This is a genomic window from Mucilaginibacter sp. AK015 (genome assembly GCF_014200785.1).
Taxonomy (GTDB): Bacteria; Bacteroidota; Bacteroidia; order Sphingobacteriales; family Sphingobacteriaceae; genus Mucilaginibacter.
Genome location: NZ_JACHCV010000005.1, coordinates 21,042 through 37,139 on the forward strand (window position 1 = coordinate 21,042; position 16,098 = coordinate 37,139).

The following is a 16,098-nucleotide window of genomic DNA, read 5'->3' on the forward strand; positions in this document are numbered from 1 at the left end:
TGATTTATATGCCTCAAAAGTTTAAGTTTACCAAAGCTAAACTGTACCGTAGTGATTAAAAAAATACTCTTAATGGCCCTGTATGTGGCTGCATTTACAGCCTGTAAAAAGGATGGGGAAATTACACAAGATATGTCATTAAAAGATGACGCCGCTTTTTTAAGATACGAAGATCATTTTTTAGAAGAATTATGGAAGAACAACCCTGATTGGGCAACCAGCGTAGGCTACCATAAGTACGACAGCGTTTTGCTGATACCCAGCCAAAAAACCCGCGAACAGGCAATAAAATTTGCTAAAGTGCAGATAGACTCGTTAAGCCGCTATGAAGTAAACAGTTTGAATGATGCGAATAAGATAGACCACCGCCTGATGCAAAACCAGATGGAAAGCCTGCAATGGTACACCGAGCAGCTAAAATCGTACGAGTGGGACCCATCATCATATAATGTAATTGGCACATTTGCTACTATACTTAACGAAAACTACGCACCCCTTACCAAGCGCCTGCGCAGCTTTTACCAAAAAATGGAGAACATACCGGCTTACTACAAAGAAGCCGAAAAGCAGCTTAAAAACCCGGTTACGGAATTAACCGAACTTGCCATTGACCAGCACCTGGGCGGTTTGGGCATCATCGAAAACGATTTTGCCGATTCCGTTAAAAAAACAAATATCCCCGCGGCCGAACAAAAATTAATGACGGACCGTGCCAAAGCATCCGCAGAAGTCATTAAGGGTTATGTAGCCTATTTAAAGGCCATGAAAAGTGATAAGCCCCGCAGTTTCAGGTTAGGTAAACAACTTTACGAAGCTAAGTTTAAATACGATATCCAAGCCGAGGGAACAGCCCAGCAAACCTATAACTCGGCAGTTGAGCGCAAAAAATACCTGCACCGCGAAATGGCCAAGCTGAGCAGGAAGCTTTGGCCGAAATACTTTGGTACACAGCCCATCCCTAAAGATTCGCTTGAGTTTATTGCCAAAGTTATAGATACGTTATCGTCTAAACACGTTGCCCCGGGCGATTTCCAGTCGGCTATTGAAAAAGAGATCCCCAGGCTTACCGCCTTTATCCGTAGTAAAGACCTGCTAACGCTCGACCCTTCAAAACCATTAGTTGTGCGCAAAGAACCGGGTTACATGGCTGGGGTTGCAGGCGCCTCTATCAGTTCGCCCGGGCCATATGATAAAAATGGCAATACGTATTACAACGTGGGCAGCCTTGCGGGCTGGTCGGCAGAAAAGGCTGAAAGTTATCTGCGCGAGTACAACAACTACACCTTGCAGATATTGTGTATACACGAAGCTATACCGGGTCATTACACGCAGTTGGTGTATGCAAATCAATCGCCAAGTTTAATAAAATCGATATTGGGTAACGGTGCCATGGTAGAAGGATGGGCCGTGTTCAGCGAACAAATGATGTTGGATGCAGGCTTTGGCGATAACGCGCCCGAAATGCGGCTGATGTGGTATAAATGGCACCTGCGGTCGGTTTGTAACACCATATTGGATTACAGCGTGCACACATCAAACATGACCAAAGAACAAGCCCTTAAATTACTTACCAAAGAAGCGTTTCAGCAGCAAACCGAAGCCGAAAACAAATGGAAACGTGTAAGCGTAACCAGCGTACAGCTAACCAGCTATTACACCGGCTACAAGGAAATAAACGCCCTGCACGACGAGTGGAAGAAAAAACAAGCTGATAAGTACAAGGTGAAATTGTTTAACGAGAAATTTTTGAGTTACGGCAGCGCCCCGGTCAAATTTATCAAAGAGGCCATGTTTGCCATACCAAAACCCGACCCCAAAAGCGGAAATTAGACCGTAAAAAAATGCGGCGGTAAGTTTCTATTGTAACAAATGGGGGTGAGCACTTTACACGTTGTTGCAAACACTAAAAAGGGGCAGATAATTCCCGGATTTTTGCGGAAAAAAGTCTGATTTTTTCGGGAATTTTTAAGACTGGATTATTTTTTTTGCTCGTGAACGATAACAAAAACGTCTTCGTTATCTTTTTTCATGAGGTACTTTTCGCGGGCAAATTTCTCGAGTTTAACCTTATCTGAGGTAAGCTCCTCCAGGTCCTTGTTAACCTTGGCGGTTTCTGTTTGATAAAAAGCTTGTTCTTGCTTTAGTTTGTTCAGTTGCTGATGATAATCGTACTGAGAGAAGAGGTCGTTTTTATCAAAAAAGGTCATCCATACCACAAAGGCCAGTGTAACCAGGAAGAATTTATTCTTTATAAGGTCTAAAAGGCGTCTCATTTGTATCGGTTGGATTTTCACTATAAAGCTATTTAATTTCTTTGAAGGGTGCAAATATAATTTAGAGATCGGAAAATAGGGATTAGAGGTTAGAGATTTGCGGTTAGTTGCTGAAATTCAGCCTATAAAAAAGAGGATAGTAATTAGAAATTCCTCTAAGTACTATCCTCGATATCTAAAACCATAAAGAATTATCGCCTGCCCGATGACCTGCTTGCGCCGCTCATACCGCTTGCACTGCCACGGCTACTGCCCGCGCTACCACGGTGCCCTGCCGGCCTGCCGCCTGCACCCGGGCGCTTGTTGCCGCCACCATGCCTGCCGCCGGCAGGTGATGCGCTTTTAGGCGTACCGTTTTTGGCTTTGCTCATCATCTTTTCTGTCATGGCCTGAAAGCTTAGCGGGTAGGGATGTCCCTGCTCAACTGGTATTTCTTTGGCTATCAGCTTATGAATATCCTTAAGGTAATCTATTTCTTCCTCGCCATCACAAAAGGTAAAGGCAATGCCGCTTGCACCCGCGCGGCCGGTACGGCCAATGCGGTGTACGTATGTTTCGGGGATGTTAGGTATCTCGTAATTAATAACATGCGTCAGCTCATCTATATCTATACCGCGGGCGGCAATATCGGTAGCTATAAGCACACGTGTGGTACGGTTTTTAAAATTTGTTAACGCACGCTGACGCGCGTTTTGCGATTTGTTGCCGTGTATGGCCTCGGCAGTGATGCCTGCCCGTACAAGATCTTTTACCACCTTATCTGCACCATGCTTGGTGCGGGTAAACACCAGCGCGGTTTTAATATCTTTATCTTTTAAGATGTGGTTAAGTAATAAGCGTTTATCGCCCTTGCTAACAAAAAACAACGATTGCTGTATCGTATCAGCGGTTGATGATACAGGTGCAACTTCAACCTTTGCAGGCTTTTGCAATATGCTATCGGCCAGGCTTTGAATTTCGTTAGGCATGGTTGCGCTAAAGAATAGTGTTTGCCTGTTGGCCGGCACTTTGGCTATCACTTTTTTAACATCGTTTACAAAGCCCATATCCAGCATACGGTCGGCCTCGTCAAGCACCAGCATTTTTATCTGGTCGATATGTACGTAGCGCTGGTTCATCAGGTCTAACAAACGGCCCGGGGTAGCTATCAAAATATCCACACCACGGCGCAGAGCATCAACCTGTGGGTTTTGCGATACACCGCCAAAAATAACCAGGTTTTTAAGTCCTGTATTTTTACCGTAAGCGGTAAAACTTTCGCTTATCTGGATAGCCAGTTCGCGGGTTGGGGTTAAAATTAATGCCTTTATTTGTTTTTGCTCTTTGTGTTTTTGTTTATCCAAAAACAATAATTGCAGTATGGGTATAGCAAAAGCAGCTGTTTTGCCGGTACCGGTTTGCGCGCAGCCCAAAAGGTCGCGGTGCTGTAATATATAGGGTATAGCTTGTTCTTGAATTGGAGTAGGCGTAGTATAGCCTTCTGTTTTTAAAGCCCTTAAAATAGGCTCAATTAAATTTAAATTTTCAAATGACATGTAATGATTGTAATGTATGTGCTAACGCGAAGCATTAAGCGGATCTGAAGAGTGTCTAATAAATCAAAACCGTAAATCAACGGGTAATTATGCAAAGATACGCTTTTTGTAGCTAAGTAGTAGTAATGGCTATAATGTGATGTAATGGTGACAGGGTATGACAATGGGTTAGTGAGTAAAGGTTGCATCGTCTTAGGATATGAAATTGCTTACTAATTAAATACTTAATTATCCCCCGGTAAATAAATTTTGTAATGCAATACCTATTATCTACCTTTCACACTTAATTTAACTTGTCAAGTTTGAATTTTACTTATCAATCTGTATCCTTCAACCATGTCACAAAATACTTATCAATTGCTACAAAATAAAAAAAAGAACATCCTTGAACTTTGGATGAAAAACCAGTTGACCGACGAGGGTTTGCGTGAAGACCTGATCAGCAACGATGAATTGAGAAATCAATCGGAAGAGTTAATTGACGCGCTGGTAGGTAACCTGTCCGGAAGTAACCTTACCAACCTCGAATCTGACGAGTGGAATCCCGTAATTGAAATATTAGGTGGTATAGCCATAACACGTGCCCGTCAGGGTTTTAGTCCGCGCGAAACAGGTAATTTTGTTTTCTTGCTGAAAGAGGCTATCCTGGAAGTGTTACAGAACGAGATAGACGACCCGAGAGCGCTTTTTGCAGAAAGCCAGAAGATAAACCGCCTAATGGATAGCCTGAGCGTGGTTACCTTTGAAACATTTATTAAAGGACGCGAAGAAGTAATACTGCGCCAAACTGATGAAATAACCGAGATATCTACACCGGTTATCAGGGTATGGGATGGTATACTGGCCCTGCCTATTATCGGCACGCTTGATAGCGCGCGCACACAGATAGTAATGGAGAACCTTTTACAGGAAATTGTAGAGTCGGGTTCCAGTATAGCCATTTTGGATATATCAGGTGTTCCCGCTGTAGATTCACTGGTAGCGCAGCATCTTATAAAAACCGTAAGCGCCACACGCCTGATGGGTGCCGAGTGTATAATTAGCGGGATACGCCCCGAAATTGCGCAAACGGTGGTGCATTTGGGTATCGATCTTTCTAATATTATCACCAAGGCTACTTTAGCCAGCGCACTGGCCTATTCTTTTAAAGCTATGAGATTAGAGGTTAAAAGGCTTAATACAGTATCAAAAATATAATAGATTAAGTAATGGATAAAATTCCTATTCTAAGGATGGGAGCCTTTTTGCTGGTTACCATACAGGTTGATCTTTACGACAGGCTTGCCCTGAACCTGGAGGCCGACCTGGTACAAATGGTTAACAAAACAAGCGCAAAAGGGGTTTTAATTGATATTTCCGCTGTTTCGATAGTCGATTCATTTATGGGCCGGATAATTGGCAACATCGCCAGTATGTCTAAAATACTGGATGCCCAAACTGTGGTGGTTGGCATGCAGCCGGCGGTTGCAATTACATTAATTGAGTTGGGTTTGCCCCTTAAAGGCGTACATACTGCGCTGGATATGGAAAGAGGCATGAAACTGTTAAAATCCATGATAGGAGATCCGGAGGACGACGCAGACGAAGATCAAACCACCGATGACCTTATCGCTGAGTAAAGATACCATTAAGGTATCTAAAGAACAGGACGTGGTTTTCTTAAAAAACCGTGTAAAGGAAACCGCGGTAAAAATTAAGATGGGGCTGGTTAACCAAACGCGTTTACTAACGGCATGTAGCGAACTTGTAAGAAATATGATGCGCTATGCCGATGGCGGTTCGTGCCTTATTGAAGTGGTATCAAGCGGGCGCAATAACGGCATGCGCTTAACCTTTACAGATAATGGCCCCGGTATACCTGATATAGCTGCCGCCATGCGCGATGGCTTTTCTACCGGCCGAAGCCTGGGTTTGGGCTTACCCGGTACCAAACGCCTTGTAAACGAGTTTGATATTAAGAGTAAAGTGGGCGAGGGTACAGTGGTAACGATATTAAAATGGGCTAATGGTTGATGCAACGCATATCAGTTTCACGGCGGACGACCGCAGTTATTTCTCGCTGATAAAAAAGGAGATACACCGCATGGCCACCGAGGGAGGCATTGGGGTTGCCCGTACTAATGAGCTTGACTTGATAGTGGCCGAAATGACCTCCAATTTATTTAAATACAGCAACGATGGCGAACTGCTTGTTGGCGTGTTTGCCAACGGAGGCGAGCCGTATGTGGAGCTTATAAGTATTGATAACGGTCCGGGGATGGTAAACCCCGCACGGATGATGCAGGATGGCATGTCAACCACCAACACGCTGGGCCACGGGCTGGGCAGTATGAAAAGGTTATCAGATACATTTGAGCTTTACTCTCAGCCGGGCTGGGGCACCATAGTGTTAAGCCGTGTATATAACCGGCAACCTCCAATAGGTATTAAACCTTCTGTAATTATACGGCCTATAGTGGTTTATAAACCGGGCGAAAAAACCAGCGGCGATGGCTTTGCGTTTAAAAAAACAGAAAAGTATTTTAAGCTGATGCTGGCCGATGGCCTTGGCCATGGCCCCGAGGCCAATATTGCGGTTAATGAAGCAGCTAACGCCTTTAGAGTATTCCCGGATTTTAGCCCAACAGAAACTATTCGCTTTATTCATACCAATATCAAAAAAACCAGGGGCGCTGTTATTAGTGTTGTGGGGTACGATCTTGAACGTAAAATATGGACCTCGGCAGGGGTTGGTAACATCGCTGCACGATTTTTTAACAACACTAACTTAAAAAATCAAATGTCGTATAACGGTATTGTAGGACATAATATCCCTAATACTATGAACGACCAGCAATACGCCGCGGATGAATACAATCATTTAATGCTATGTTCGGATGGTATAAAAACACGTATCGATATGGCCCGGTATCCAATGATATACAAATACGATCCTACTATTTTAGCATCAGCTATTTATAAAGACCACGCCCGGCGAACTGATGATATGTCGGTTGTTATAGCAAAAGTAAAATAAATGAAAGAAGTAGTTAGTATGTCGTTAGAGAACGATATGGACCTTGTTTTGGCGCACAAAAAATCTATGCAGGTTGCAGATAAATTGGGGCTAACCATTGCAACGCAAACTACTTTTGCCACCGCTGTATCTGAAATATCAAGAACTGTTATTGAGTATACTGATAACGGCGCGCTGGCTATAGGGCTCGATCAAAATAAAACCCGCTATGCTTTGGTAGCAATGGTGACCTTTGAGAGCGATGTTGCTTTTAACGATGCTCACGAAGGCTTTTTTTACGCCCAAAAATTGGTGCCCGAATTTGAAGTGACAGTAAACAGCGGCGTTACCGCTATACAAATGAAGATAGGGCTGCCACGCTCTTTAAAGATCGACCCGGTAAAAATAAGCAAGCTGCGCGAGTTTTTTAAGAGCCAGGCACCCATTAGCGCCTACGAAGAGATCAAACGCCGAAATTTTAGCTTGTCAAAGATAGCTGAAGAAAAAGATGAAGAGATCAGGCGGTCGAAACTTATAGACGAAAAGAAAACAGAGTTTATATCTATAGCCAGCCATGAGCTGAAAACGCCCATGACGGTATTAAAGGCCTATACGCAAATAGCCAAAGCCACCAAGGAGCCCCTTTCGGAACACTTGAAAGGTGTTTTGACCAAAATAGATGTGCAGGCCTCAAAACTTAATTCGCTTGTGCAGCAACTGCTCGATCTGTCGAAAATTGAGAATGGCAGTTTGCAATACAACATGACCAACATCAGCCTGAACGGGTTTGTTATAGACCAACTGGCGGTAATGCAGCAAATTTTACCTAATCACACTTTAGAGAGCGTTTTAGGTAATGATGTGCACGTAGCGGCTGATATTTTAAGAATGGAGCAAGTGTTCTCTAACCTGTTGGGTAATGCCGCCAAATATTCCCAAGTAAACACAAAGATTGAAGTGGGTACTGCCATTGATGCCGATGGGCATGTTATAGTTTCAATAAAAGACTACGGAAAAGGGATGTCGCTAAAAACTATGCAATTGATATTTGACAAGTTTTACCGTGCCCAGGATGTGATATCTACCCACCCGGGGTTGGGTATGGGCCTATACATTTCATCCAAAATCATCAACGACCACGGCGGCAAAATATGGGTGGAAAGCGAGGAAAGCCAGTGGACCAAATTCCATTTCAGCCTGCCGGTAGTTAACGGAGCGTAGCCTGAGTGGCGTTAATATCTATGCATCCTCATAGCAGCAGCGGCCGGCTCTTGCCTGCGAACACAGGTATACATGCAAAAAAGGGCCTTACAGCTCGACGGAGTGATCTTCAATTACTGTGTTTTCTGCCTTTTGATCATCGTTCCGCCTCAAAAAAGCGTTCAGCAGTATCAGCCCAAAACCAATCATGATAGAAACATCGGCAGCGTTAAAAATTCCTGTTTGCAACGGGCCGAATTTTAGGTGCACAAAATCGGTTACCGAGCCACGCACTATCCTGTCGTAAAGATTACCCATGCCGCCGCCAATGCAAAACACAATGCCGGTTACCATTAAATTGCCGAGGCCTTTTTTGGTAATACTGTAAAATAAAGCGCCTAACAGGGCAATTGCAGGTAACAGGGTAATTAAAATAAACCTGAAAGGTTGTACCAACTTTGCCCCAAGACTTAAAAAAGCACCGGTGTTTTCAACCCGTAGTAAGGTAACGTGGTTGTTAAAAAAGAAATATTGATCGTAATAGCCGATATGCGCGCGCATCATGGATTTGGTAGCCTGGTCGGCAATGATGTTTAGCACCAGTATAACCAAAAAAAATATGATGCGTGGGGTACCTGTAAATTTCATTGCAGCGAATGTAGGAAAAGAGAATTTGAAAATCACGATGTGATCGAAAATCAGTTTTAAACGTTCGTTTCTTAATGAGTATGTGGCACGTCGTGGTAAATAATAGAGCCTTTCAAGCTAAACTCGAAAGGCTCTATGTAATCTGCATATGTGCATATTTATTTCTTCATCATACCGATGAAATCATCGAAAAGGTAACGGCTATCATGCGGGCCGGGCGACGATTCCGGGTGATATTGTACCGAAAAAGCATTTTTATTTTTTACACGGATACCTTCAATCGACTGGTCGTTAAGGTTTACGTGGGTTATTTCTACCTTATCAGATGCCCTTACTGCTTCCTGTACCACACCAAAACCATGGTTTTGCGATGTAACTTCGCAATGATCAATAATAACATTCTTCACCGGGTGGTTTAAACCGCGGTGGCCGTTAAACATTTTTTTAGTTGGTATATCATTAGCCAGGGCAAGCAGCTGGTGACCAAGGCAAATGCCAAACATCGGCTTATCGGTCTCTAATATCTTTTTAACAGTTTCTATGGCATAAGGCATAGCAGCCGGATCGCCGGGGCCGTTAGAAATGAAATAACCCGATGGTGCGAAATCTTTTTCCATTTCTTCAAAAGTGGTTTTTGCCGGGTACACCTTGGCATAAACGTCGCGGTCATCAAAGTTGCGCAGGATATTCTTTTTAACACCCAGGTCAAGCACAGCTACACGGTAGGCGGCGTTCTCGTTACCAAAAGTGTAAGTTTCTTTGGTTGATACCTGCGATGAAAGCTCCAGGCCATCCATATCAGGCGCTTCGGCCAACCTGGCTTTCAGTACGTCAAGGTCTAATATTTCTGATGAAATAATAGCGTTCATGGCACCTTTGTCGCGTATGTGGCGAACGAGTTGGCGGGTATCCACGTCAGATATACCTACAATGTTCTGCTCCTGAAAATAATCCTGTATCGACTCGTTTGCCTGCTTGCGGCTGTAAGCGATGTTATAATTTTTGCATACCAAACCCGCAATTTGTATCTGTCCGGATTCAACCTCGTCGGTATTGATACCGTAGTTGCCGATGTGAGCGTTAGTGGCCACCATAATCTGCCCGAAGTAGGATGGGTCAGTAAAAATTTCCTGGTAGCCGGTCATACCGGTGTTAAAGCAAATTTCGCCTGTGGTAGTACCAATTTTCCCGGCAGCTTTTCCGTAAAAAACGGTTCCGTCGGCTAATAATAAAACAGCAGGTAATTTGGTGAAATGATTCATTTAGCAAAAAAATTGAAAGGGTTATTAATTCGGATTTTCTGGCTCGAAGCTCCGTGAAAACAAACCGGAAGGCTGAAGTAAGATACCTCTTTATTCACGGCGCAAAAATAAGGATTTATTTCGGATTTCGGATGCTCAATCTCGAAATTTCACCAAGTGCAAATCATATATCTAATAAATCATTGGCAAAAGCTTCAAAATACTTGATTAGGCGCTTTGCTTCTTTTCTTCCCTTTAAACGGTGTGCAGCGTCGCTAGCCCTTGAATAAGTAGCTCGAACTAAACTACCTATTAGATTTTCCATGTTTACTACTAATTCAATGACTTCTTTTTGCTTCGACCCAGCTGATTGATTTTGCAATATTAGTTTTACCCTCTGTTTTTGAGTGGGCCCATTTGCATTACCTTCTTCTTTGTACCAAGGTTGGTTAGTTACTGTTTCATCGGGCGCTAGCAATCTAAGGATATGAGAAACAATTTCTCGAATTTCATGCGCGGTACCAGCCCAAGAGATCCTGCTATCATCGTCTAAATCAACTTTAACTTGCAAATAGCTTGTCGATAACGATTCTGATAATTTTGATAAAGCAATATATAGAGAATCCTTCTGGTAATTTTGCTCATTTGCGGCATTAACAACAGCAGGCTTTTTATGAGATGTAATATTCGATACATCATGATTAAAGTTTGCAACTCGACTTATACTCAGTTCTATTATTTTTTTGAAATCATTTAAAAGCATGCTACTCTTCTCTACCTAAAAGATGATTTGACATGCTTGCAAAAATTGATTCATAAACCTCCGGAGAAGCATTTTCCGGTAATACAACTTGTATATTAAAAGTGATTTGAGGGACATTTTTTATTACACGAGTAGGATTAGATTTAGAATTGTCATCGACTTCTGACTTTTTAGGCTCTGGTTCTTCTGTTTTTTCCTTAGCTATTGCATTTTCTTTTACAACGTTGTCATCGCTATTAACATTGGAATCCATTATTGATGCAGCATAATCTCTATCAATTACAACACTCTTGTTTCCAGATTCCTTAAGGAGACCGTAATCTGACATGTTTTCTTTTATAACTGCCCAAGAAGCGCTAGCGTCTTGGGCATCAAGCTTATGATCTCGTATTAAAAAATCTGTGACAACAGTATCGCTAGGCAATGGCTTGTCTTTGTATTTCTCTACAACCGCACTAAAATATCCATTACTAAATAAAATTTCATAAACGACTTTTGAGCTTTTCGGGTCATTGATAATTGCATTGCCAGTCTCAGTCAAACTTAAATGAGAAGAATTTTTATTTCCATTGATTAAGGAGTATCCTTTATTTGCTGCTTGTATTAAAACTACACTCGCACTACTATCAGGAGACCTACCCATTTTTTCTAAAATCTCTCGTCGCCTTACCGGATCCCCTTGTCCCTCGTCATATATGGCATCAATCAGTTCTACAACTTTTTTTAAAGGCAGCCTTGGGAAAGCGCCTCGAACTTTTTTTGAAAGTTCTTTAGAACCTGATCCTTCTTCTTGTTTGGTTGAATCTTGTGACTTTGCCATAAATTTAGGTTATTAATAAAAGTAATATTATTATTTAATAAGTGCTAATTTATTAAATATATGTTAAAAAGTTGTTGAAATACCAAATATTAAACTAGTCAAAGCTTCCAATGATTGTCAATAAAGCATATCTAAAATCCGAAATAAGAAATACCTTTGCTAAACAAACTAAAAACCATCCCATGTCGGTAAACAAGGAAGTTAAACGCATTACCACGCATATTTTGCAGGAGATGAAAAACCGTGGCGAAAAGATAGCCATGCTTACAGCGTACGATTTTTCGATGGCCGCCATTGTAGATAATGCCGGTACGGATATTATCCTGGTGGGTGATTCGGCCAGCAACGTAATGGCCGGCCACGAAACCACGCTGCCCATAACTTTAGACCAGATGATCTATCACGCGGCCTCGGTAGTGCGGGCGGCTAAGCGGGCGCTTGTAATTGTCGATCTGCCGTTTGGGTCGTACCAGGGTAATTCTAAAGAAGCTTTGGCCTCGGCTATCCGCATTATGAAAGAAGCGGGTGCGCATGGTGTAAAATTAGAAGGGGGAGTAGAAATTGCAGAATCGGTTACCCGGATACTTGCAGCCGGAATCCCGGTAATGGGGCACCTGGGTTTAACGCCACAATCGATATATAAATTTGGCACATATACTGTAAGGGCTAAAGAAGAGGCAGAAGCCGCAAAACTTAAGGATGATGCACTAAAGCTGCAGGAGTTGGGCTGCTTTGCCATTGTATTAGAAAAGATACCTGCAAAGCTTGCTGCCGAGGTTAGCAAATCAGTAAGTATACCAACTATAGGTATCGGCGCCGGCCAGCATTGCGACGGGCAGGTTTTGGTGATACACGATATGCTGGGCATAAACAAAGGCTTTAAACCCCGCTTTTTACGCCAGTATGCCAACCTTTTTGACGTGATGAACGATGCTATTACCAATTATGTTGGTGATGTAAAAGCAAAAAGCTTCCCGAACGAAAAGGAAGAGTATTAAGTAGATGTGCAGATGTGCGGATATGCAAATGTGCATATGTGCAGATGAAGCCCCTCCCCAGCCCTGTTTGAAGTAGAGGGGGTAATAAGATAAACACTTTCGGACTTCCGGACTGCGGACTTCCGACTTAAAAATATGGCGCGACCAGAATTTAATTACATAAGCAAGGATGTTACCGATGCGGATATACTGTATGAGGATAACCACCTGATAGCGGTGAACAAGCGTGCGGGCGATATAGTGCAGGTAGACGATACCGGTGATGAATCGCTGGACGAGAAGGTAAAGAAATATATCGCCAAAAAGTATAATAAACCTAATGGTGCATTCCTGGGCGTTGTTCACCGGTTAGACAGGCCCGTTAGCGGGGTTATCCTGTTTGCCAAAACCAGCAAGGCTTTAGAGCGCATTAACAAAATGTTTAAAGGGCGCGAAATGCATAAAACCTATTATGCTATTGTGCGTAAGCGCCCGCATCCCGAGGCGGGTACCCTTGTACATTACCTGCTTAAAAACCCGCAAAAGAATGTCACTAAGGCGCACGATAAAGAAGTGCCGGGTAGCCAGCGATCTGAACTAAACTATAAACTTGTAGGTGAGCGCGAGGATTATTATGTAATAGAGGTAGACCCTATAACCGGGCGCCCCCATCAGATACGGGTGCAGCTATCAACCCTGGGCTGCCCAATAGTCGGCGATAATAAGTATGGTTACCCACGCGGCAGCCTGCGCAAAAGTATTTGCCTGCACGCCCGCCGCCTGCAATTTATACACCCTGTTAAAAACGAGCCGGTACTTATAGTGGCACCGCTGCCCAAAGATGGTTTTTGGGAAAAGTTTGAGGGCCTGATAGAATAGATGTGCAGATGTGAGAATGCGCATATGTTCCTCCACGCGCGTCATTGCTGTAGGGTACGAAGCAATCTCCCGATATAAAGGTTGACAATTAGTTCTTCGTTAGGAATAGCAATGGATGAGTCATCGTTAGTGGATGTTACTTTCTTTTTTCTCAAAAGAAAGTAACCAAAGAAAAGTCGCGGCTTGGTTCCGCCCTGTGTAAGGCAGTTCTTTAGCAGTTGTAGTGCCACCCGTGCGTTACGCTATGCCGCATTTGGAACTGACGTTAGGGCAGTACGTTTAGGTGCCAATTGGCATTAATACACATCCGTCCATCTATTTAACTGTCAATTAGCATTAGTATCATCCGCACATCTGCATATTTCCATATCTGCACATCTATTTCTCCAAAGCCTTCACTTTCTCCCAAATCTCCTCATCAATCCATACACCATCCTTTAAACTCTGTTCCCTTGTCCTTAGCATGTTTTCGCCGGGGAAAAGGATCTCATTACCCTCACTGTTGCTTTTGGTGTAGCTGATGATCTCTTCTATCAATGCGGCGTTCCGTTCATTATCTGTTTTAATGGCAATAAACACCTGCGAAACCCCGGTTTCTTTACGGCCGCTTTGCGTTATTACCGGCGTGGAATCGCCACCACTCAGCACTGTAGCCATCAGATCAAGCACTAACGACAACCCCGACCCTTTCCAGAATCCGATAGGCAATGGTCGTTTACTTTCCGTTAGGGCAGCGGCATCGGTTGTAAGTTCACCCTCTTTGTTATAACCACCCGGCACGGGTAGTTCTTTACCCTGCGCCTCGTATTGCCAAAGCTTCCCAAACGAATATTGTGTCATCGCCATATCCAACACTACATGGCCACCCTGCCGGGGCACGGCTATTACAAGAGGGTTGTTACCCAGGCGCGGCTCGGTACCGCCCCATGGGGGCAGGTTGGCAATAGTATTGGTAAAGCATATGCCTATATAACCCGCTTCGGCGGCCTGCAAACCGTATGTGCCGCCACGCATCCAGTGATTGGTGTTTTTTATAGCAACACAGCCAATGCCATTATTTTTTGCAATATCAATTGCCCTGCCCATACAGAATTGAGCATTTAACATGCCGGGGCCCATATTGCCATCCCATTGCTCAACGGCGCCAAATGAGCTTACCAATGCAGGTAAAGCATGGGGTATAACCAGTTTTTCCCTTATGTATTCAACAAAAACCGCAAAACGGTTTAAGCCATGGCTGTAAACGCCGTCGCGGCTATTATCAGCAAAAACGGCCGCGCACGCATCGGCTACGGCATCGTTGATATCCAGACTGGTGAGCACCCGTTTAAATTCGGCTTTAAGTTGAGGGTAGGGTATACGCATGAAGCAAATATATAAAGCTTCGGCAACGGTTTATGAACTATAGTTACCGCGTATCGAAATATTTTATGGCATAAATAGTTATATTAAAGCACCTTTCCAATTGCGTAACTAAACTATATTTGCAGCTTAATGACAAATAAAAACGTATATTTTTTACTGGCGGGGGTTGTTGTTATCAGCTTTTTTATCAATGGATGTAAAAAAGAAAAGCAAAGCAGCATACCGGGCCTGCTCACCTACGGAACCTGGCGGTTGGGTTCTGTAATGGAATATAAATACCTTGGCGATTCGCAGACTTCGGTTGATACACTGGAATGTGATTCTGTTCAGATCTTTAAATTCAATGACGATAAAACGTGCAGTTACACCAATTTTGACTGCAACCCAACTACTATGAGCGGCACATGGTCGTTATCAGATACCAAGCTTTACCTGTTTGCAGATATTACCTATCCCGATATCACTTCGGCCGGCACCAAACAGCCGTTTATTAACTCGCGTATTACAAATCTGGGCGAATTTTCGATGGTGCTTGAAACGGGTGACCTGCAAACATATTACACGGCCAACGACAAAAGGACCATACGACGCTACGGATTTATTAGGATTAAGCCAACGATTGCCAAATAATTGATAAAATTTTATATTTTGCAAAATAAAATCTACCGATCGTTTTGAAAAAGAGAATTGCCATTTTTGCTTCGGGTTCAGGATCGAATGCTCAGAAAATAATGGAGCATTTTAAGCGAAATGCCGATGCTGAAGTTGTATTGATACTTACCAATAACCCTCAGGCCTACGTTTTGCAGCGGGCGGATAATTTTGAGATACCATCGCACATATTTACGCGCCACGAGTTTTACGAAACTGACGAAGTGATAAGCCTGCTTAAAAACCTGCAGGTAGATATTATTGTGCTTGCCGGTTTTCTGTGGCTGGTACCACCTGCTTTATTAAATGCGTTTCCTAATAAAATCATCAACCTGCACCCTGCACTGCTGCCGAAGTTTGGCGGTAAAGGTATGTACGGCGATAACGTTCATAAAGCTGTACTTGAAGCCGGTGAAGAAGAATCGGGTATTACCATACATTTTGTGAATACCCAATTTGACGAGGGCGAGATCATCCACCAGTCGCGCTTTAAGATAGAGCCCGGCGATAACCTTGAAATGGTAAAATTTAAAGGCCAGCAGCTGGAACACCAGCATTTTCCGAAGGTGATTGAGAGTTTATTGAAGAAGATGCGGAGTTAGTTACTTGTGATTGGTTTAATTAGTGGCTGTTTGTTGGCCTGCGGAATTTACATACCCCTTAATAACCAGGCGCCAAAAATCCACAACTAATCGCCAATTAACTAACCACTAATTAACTAAATTCCTTACCTTTGCGGCTCAAAATTTCC

At 43.2% G+C, this 16,098-nt stretch carries 17 protein-coding genes; 10 read left to right on the plus strand and 7 right to left on the minus strand.

Annotation, left to right across the window (positions count from 1 at the left end; genetic code table 11):
* Positions 1-132 precede the first annotated feature (132 nt).
* A complete protein-coding gene (locus HDC91_RS17480) occupies positions 133-1,830 on the plus strand; it encodes a DUF885 domain-containing protein (RefSeq protein WP_255476782.1) in 1,698 nt (565 codons plus the stop codon).
* A 146-nt stretch (positions 1,831-1,976) separates the two neighbouring features.
* On the opposite strand, the gene HDC91_RS17485 is transcribed toward HDC91_RS17480, so the two are convergent.
* Both HDC91_RS17485 and HDC91_RS17490 read right to left on the minus strand, forming a co-directional pair.
* Entirely contained in the window at positions 1,977-2,273 is a 297-nt protein-coding gene (locus tag HDC91_RS17485; RefSeq protein WP_183554393.1) for a septum formation initiator family protein, read from the minus strand.
* 191 nt (positions 2,274-2,464) lie between these two features.
* The gene (locus HDC91_RS17490; RefSeq protein ID WP_183554395.1) at positions 2,465-3,808 is read right to left on the minus strand and encodes a DEAD/DEAH box helicase; all 1,344 of its coding nucleotides are present in this window, start codon (positions 3,806-3,808) and stop codon (positions 2,465-2,467) included.
* Positions 3,809-4,144: 336 nt separating this feature from the next.
* Here HDC91_RS17490 and HDC91_RS17495 point away from each other — a divergent pair, with 336 nt between their 5' ends.
* From HDC91_RS17495 to HDC91_RS17515, 5 genes are read left to right on the plus strand one after another with little or no spacing between them, the layout of a single operon-like run.
* On the plus strand, positions 4,145-5,005 hold the full coding sequence (locus HDC91_RS17495; RefSeq protein WP_183554397.1) for an STAS domain-containing protein: 861 nt from the start codon (positions 4,145-4,147) through the stop codon (positions 5,003-5,005).
* A gap of 11 nt (positions 5,006-5,016) precedes the next feature.
* The gene (locus HDC91_RS17500; protein WP_183554399.1) at positions 5,017-5,427 is read left to right on the plus strand and encodes an STAS domain-containing protein; all 411 of its coding nucleotides are present in this window, start codon (positions 5,017-5,019) and stop codon (positions 5,425-5,427) included.
* Positions 5,408-5,821: an anti-sigma regulatory factor gene (locus HDC91_RS17505; RefSeq protein WP_183554401.1), complete on the plus strand. Its 414-nt coding sequence runs from the start codon at positions 5,408-5,410 to the stop codon at positions 5,819-5,821. Before HDC91_RS17500 ends, HDC91_RS17505 begins: the two co-directional genes overlap by 20 nt.
* Entirely contained in the window at positions 5,814-6,824 is a 1,011-nt protein-coding gene (locus tag HDC91_RS17510; protein WP_183554403.1) for an ATP-binding protein, read from the plus strand. Before HDC91_RS17505 ends, HDC91_RS17510 begins: the two co-directional genes overlap by 8 nt.
* Positions 6,825-8,024 carry a sensor histidine kinase KdpD gene (locus HDC91_RS17515; protein ID WP_183554405.1) on the plus strand — a complete coding sequence of 400 codons (1,200 nt, stop codon included), beginning with the start codon at positions 6,825-6,827 and terminating at the stop codon, positions 8,022-8,024. It begins immediately after the preceding gene.
* 87 nt (positions 8,025-8,111) lie between these two features.
* Here the strand turns inward: HDC91_RS17515 and lspA are convergent, their stop codons facing one another.
* The 4 genes from lspA to HDC91_RS17535 form a co-directional block, all read right to left on the minus strand.
* Positions 8,112-8,651, minus strand: coding sequence for a signal peptidase II (gene lspA / locus HDC91_RS17520; RefSeq protein ID WP_183554406.1), 540 nt, complete (start codon positions 8,649-8,651; stop codon positions 8,112-8,114).
* A 158-nt stretch (positions 8,652-8,809) separates the two neighbouring features.
* Positions 8,810-9,913 carry a glutamine-hydrolyzing carbamoyl-phosphate synthase small subunit gene (gene carA, locus HDC91_RS17525; protein ID WP_162429182.1) on the minus strand — a complete coding sequence of 368 codons (1,104 nt, stop codon included), beginning with the start codon at positions 9,911-9,913 and terminating at the stop codon, positions 8,810-8,812.
* Positions 9,914-10,076: 163 nt separating this feature from the next.
* Entirely contained in the window at positions 10,077-10,655 is a 579-nt protein-coding gene (locus tag HDC91_RS17530) for a hypothetical protein (protein WP_183554408.1), read from the minus strand.
* A gap of 1 nt (position 10,656) precedes the next feature.
* Positions 10,657-11,475, minus strand: a complete 819-nt coding sequence (locus tag HDC91_RS17535; protein WP_183554410.1) for a hypothetical protein — start codon at positions 11,473-11,475, stop codon at positions 10,657-10,659.
* A gap of 182 nt (positions 11,476-11,657) precedes the next feature.
* Between HDC91_RS17535 and panB the strand changes: the two genes are divergently transcribed.
* Together panB and HDC91_RS17545 are read left to right on the plus strand one after the other, a co-directional pair.
* A complete protein-coding gene (gene panB / locus HDC91_RS17540; RefSeq protein ID WP_183554412.1) occupies positions 11,658-12,473 on the plus strand; it encodes a 3-methyl-2-oxobutanoate hydroxymethyltransferase in 816 nt (271 codons plus the stop codon).
* A 135-nt stretch (positions 12,474-12,608) separates the two neighbouring features.
* Positions 12,609-13,331, plus strand: coding sequence for an RluA family pseudouridine synthase (locus HDC91_RS17545; protein WP_183554414.1), 723 nt, complete (start codon positions 12,609-12,611; stop codon positions 13,329-13,331).
* 378 nt (positions 13,332-13,709) lie between these two features.
* Here HDC91_RS17545 and yiaK read toward each other — a convergent pair whose 3' ends face one another.
* Positions 13,710-14,696: a 3-dehydro-L-gulonate 2-dehydrogenase gene (gene yiaK, locus HDC91_RS17550; protein ID WP_183554415.1), complete on the minus strand. Its 987-nt coding sequence runs from the start codon at positions 14,694-14,696 to the stop codon at positions 13,710-13,712.
* A gap of 129 nt (positions 14,697-14,825) precedes the next feature.
* Between yiaK and HDC91_RS17555 the strand changes: the two genes are divergently transcribed.
* Together HDC91_RS17555 and purN are read left to right on the plus strand one after the other, a co-directional pair.
* Complete coding sequence (locus tag HDC91_RS17555) at positions 14,826-15,326, plus strand: lipocalin family protein (protein WP_183554417.1); 501 nt, start codon at positions 14,826-14,828, stop codon at positions 15,324-15,326.
* 44 nt (positions 15,327-15,370) lie between these two features.
* Positions 15,371-15,949 carry a phosphoribosylglycinamide formyltransferase gene (purN, locus tag HDC91_RS17560; RefSeq protein ID WP_162429175.1) on the plus strand — a complete coding sequence of 193 codons (579 nt, stop codon included), beginning with the start codon at positions 15,371-15,373 and terminating at the stop codon, positions 15,947-15,949.
* The last annotated feature ends 149 nt before the right edge of the window (positions 15,950-16,098 follow it).

Excerpts from the sequence above, each read along its gene's own strand:
- HDC91_RS17535 (WP_183554410.1), bottom strand. The coding sequence starts at position 11,475 with ATGGCAAAGTCACAAGATTCAACCAAACAAGAAGAAGGATCAGGTTCT.
- HDC91_RS17495 (WP_183554397.1), top strand. The coding sequence starts at position 4,145 with ATGTCACAAAATACTTATCAATTGCTACAAAATAAAAAAAAGAACATC.
- HDC91_RS17530 (WP_183554408.1), bottom strand. The coding sequence starts at position 10,655 with ATGCTTTTAAATGATTTCAAAAAAATAATAGAACTGAGTATAAGTCGA.
- HDC91_RS17510 (WP_183554403.1), top strand. The coding sequence starts at position 5,814 with ATGGTTGATGCAACGCATATCAGTTTCACGGCGGACGACCGCAGTTAT.
- lspA (WP_183554406.1), bottom strand. The coding sequence starts at position 8,651 with ATGAAATTTACAGGTACCCCACGCATCATATTTTTTTTGGTTATACTG.
- HDC91_RS17490 (WP_183554395.1), bottom strand. The coding sequence starts at position 3,808 with ATGTCATTTGAAAATTTAAATTTAATTGAGCCTATTTTAAGGGCTTTA.
- HDC91_RS17485 (WP_183554393.1), bottom strand. The coding sequence starts at position 2,273 with ATGAGACGCCTTTTAGACCTTATAAAGAATAAATTCTTCCTGGTTACA.
- HDC91_RS17515 (WP_183554405.1), top strand. The coding sequence starts at position 6,825 with ATGAAAGAAGTAGTTAGTATGTCGTTAGAGAACGATATGGACCTTGTT.
- panB (WP_183554412.1), top strand. The coding sequence starts at position 11,658 with ATGTCGGTAAACAAGGAAGTTAAACGCATTACCACGCATATTTTGCAG.
- HDC91_RS17555 (WP_183554417.1), top strand. The coding sequence starts at position 14,826 with ATGACAAATAAAAACGTATATTTTTTACTGGCGGGGGTTGTTGTTATC.
- HDC91_RS17505 (WP_183554401.1), top strand. The coding sequence starts at position 5,408 with ATGACCTTATCGCTGAGTAAAGATACCATTAAGGTATCTAAAGAACAG.
- HDC91_RS17545 (WP_183554414.1), top strand. The coding sequence starts at position 12,609 with ATGGCGCGACCAGAATTTAATTACATAAGCAAGGATGTTACCGATGCG.
- HDC91_RS17480 (WP_255476782.1), top strand. The coding sequence starts at position 133 with ATGTCATTAAAAGATGACGCCGCTTTTTTAAGATACGAAGATCATTTT.
- carA (WP_162429182.1), bottom strand. The coding sequence starts at position 9,913 with ATGAATCATTTCACCAAATTACCTGCTGTTTTATTATTAGCCGACGGA.
- yiaK (WP_183554415.1), bottom strand. The coding sequence starts at position 14,696 with ATGCGTATACCCTACCCTCAACTTAAAGCCGAATTTAAACGGGTGCTC.
- HDC91_RS17500 (WP_183554399.1), top strand. The coding sequence starts at position 5,017 with ATGGATAAAATTCCTATTCTAAGGATGGGAGCCTTTTTGCTGGTTACC.